Below are 2313 nucleotides of genomic sequence, written 5' to 3' on the forward strand. Positions count from 1 at the left end.
TCCAGCGGCAGACCCCGGGTCGCCGCATCAAGGTGCCTGGCCCCGTCCACCTTCGCCGCCATCACCGTCGCGATCCGCTCCGGCGTCAACGCGTCCACAGTCCCGTCGTCCAGGACACCAGCAGCGTGAATGACCGCGTTCGGCGCGTAGCGGGCGACCAGGTCGGCGACAGCGGCAGGATCGGTGACGTCCGCGGCTACGACCTCGACACCGTCCACCTGTACAGCGTCAGAGCCGCGACGGCTGACCAGCACAACCCTGGACGCGCCCTCCGCGGTCAGCCACCTCGCGACGTGCCCGCCCAGGGCGCCGGTACCGCCCGTGACGAGCACCGTCCCGGATGGGCGCCACCCTCGCGTCGCGGTCGCCCTGGCGAGGCGCCGACCGTGAACGGTGCCCGACCGGACGGTGACCTGGTCCTCGGCACCGGCAAGCACTCCGGGCAGCAGGGACAGGTCGGCGTCGCTGTCGAGATCGACGAGGCCGCCCCACCGGTCCGGGTGCTCCAGGGCGACGACCCGGCCGAGACCCCAGATCGCGCGCTGCACCGGATCCGTCGAAGCACCCCGGGTCACGCACCACAGCGGCCCTTTGTCACCGAGCGACTGCACGATGGCCAGTGCCTCGGCCGCATCGGCAGGCAACGCCACCACACCCGCGAACGAAGCGTCCGGGAGGTCGCTGTGAACGACCGTCTCGGCACCCGCCGCCGCCAGCGCCGCCACGACCGCCTCGGAGCCGCTACCGACCACGAGCCAGGTGCCGGTGAGCGTCGCGTCGCGGCGCGGCAGCGGCGCCCAGTCCTCGCGGTACAGCCAGCCATCCACAGTGGATTCACGCTGCAACCACCTCGCGAACGTGGGGGCAGTGCCGCGGCGGACCGTCGGCCAGAACCGCTGCCGCTGGAACGGGTACGTGGGCAGGTCGACGCGCCGACCGCCGGCCAGGAGCCGGGTCCAGTCGGGCGACCATCCGGCGACGTGGGCCCGGGCGAGCGCGGTCATCAGGGTGCTGACTTCGTCGCGGCCCTTCCGCATCGCCGGGATGCCGTCGACCAGCGCCGACAGGATCCCGTCGGGGCCGACCTCCAGGAACCGCGTCACGCCCTTCTGCCTGAGACGATCGGCGGCGTCGGCGAACCGGACCGTCCCCCGGACCTGACCCACCCAGTACTCCGGGTCGGTCAACTCGCCGGTGGACGTCGTCGCAATCGGAATCCAAGGCTTGTTGAATTTCACGGTGGCGAGGACCTCGCGGAACGCGTCGAGCATCCCGTCCATCCGCGCCGAATGGAACGCGTGACTCACGTTGAGCCGCCGCGTCTTGGCGAACCCCGCCGCGACCTTCTCGACGGCGTCCTCGTCGCCGGAGACCACCACGGCGTCCGGGGCGTTGACGGCGGCGATCTCCGCACCGCCGACCAGCACCTCCCGGACCGCCTCCTCGGAGGCCTGGATCGCCACCATCGCGCCACCCGTGGGCAACTCCTGCATGAGCCGGCCGCGGGCGGCCACCACCTTGCAGGCGTCCTCCAGGGACCACACCCCGGCCACATGCGCCGCGGCCAGCTCGCCGATCGAGTGACCGAGCAGGAAGTCGGGTCGCAGACCCCAGGACTCCAGCAGCCGGTACACCGCGACCTCAACCGCGAACAGGGCGGGCTGCGTCCACTGCGTCTCATCGAGCCGCGCATCATCCACCTCGACGAGGGCGCACACCTCGTCGTACGCCGCGGCGAAGACCGGGAACGCCTCGTAGAGACCGCGGCCCATGCCGGGCCACTGCGCACCCTGACCGGTGAACAGCATCGCGTTCCCGCCCTCGGTGACCCGGCCACGGATCACCGCGTCGCCGAGCACGACGGCCCGGTGGTCGAACGCCGACCGTCCGGTCGCGAGGGAGTGACCGACGTCGACAGGATCGGCGAGGGTCGCCTGCCGGAGCCGGGTCACCTGCGCGTCGAGCGCCTCCGGGGTCCGCGCCGACAGCGGCCACGGCACCACCGGCAGCGGTGAGGGCGCGGCGGCCGGCGGGGTCGCGGGCGCCTCCTCCAGGATCACGTGGGCGTTGGTGCCGGAGATCCCGAACGACGACACCCCGGCGCGGCGCGGCCGGTCGGTGGAGGGCCACGGCCGGGCCTCGGTGAGCAGCGCGACCGCACCCTCCGACCAGTCCACATGGGACGACGGTGTGGTGACGTGCAGGGTGCGGGGCAGCATCTGGTGTTGCAGGGCGAGGACCATCTTCATGATCCCGGCGACGCCGGCGGCGGCCTGGGTGTGGCCGAGGTTCGACTTCACCGACCCGAGCCAC

General features: G+C 72.6%; 1 protein-coding gene. It reads right to left on the reverse strand.

Annotated elements, in window-relative coordinates:
- A partial coding sequence (locus tag AB0I21_RS57385) for a type I polyketide synthase (RefSeq protein WP_360574500.1) occupies positions 1-2300 on the reverse strand: 2300 nt, incomplete at its 3' end.
- Positions 2301-2313 lie beyond the last annotated feature (13 nt).

Origin of the sequence: Dactylosporangium sp. NPDC050588 (assembly GCF_040654975.1) — a bacterium.
GTDB classification, from domain to species: Bacteria; Actinomycetota; Actinomycetes; order Mycobacteriales; family Micromonosporaceae; genus Dactylosporangium; species Dactylosporangium maewongense.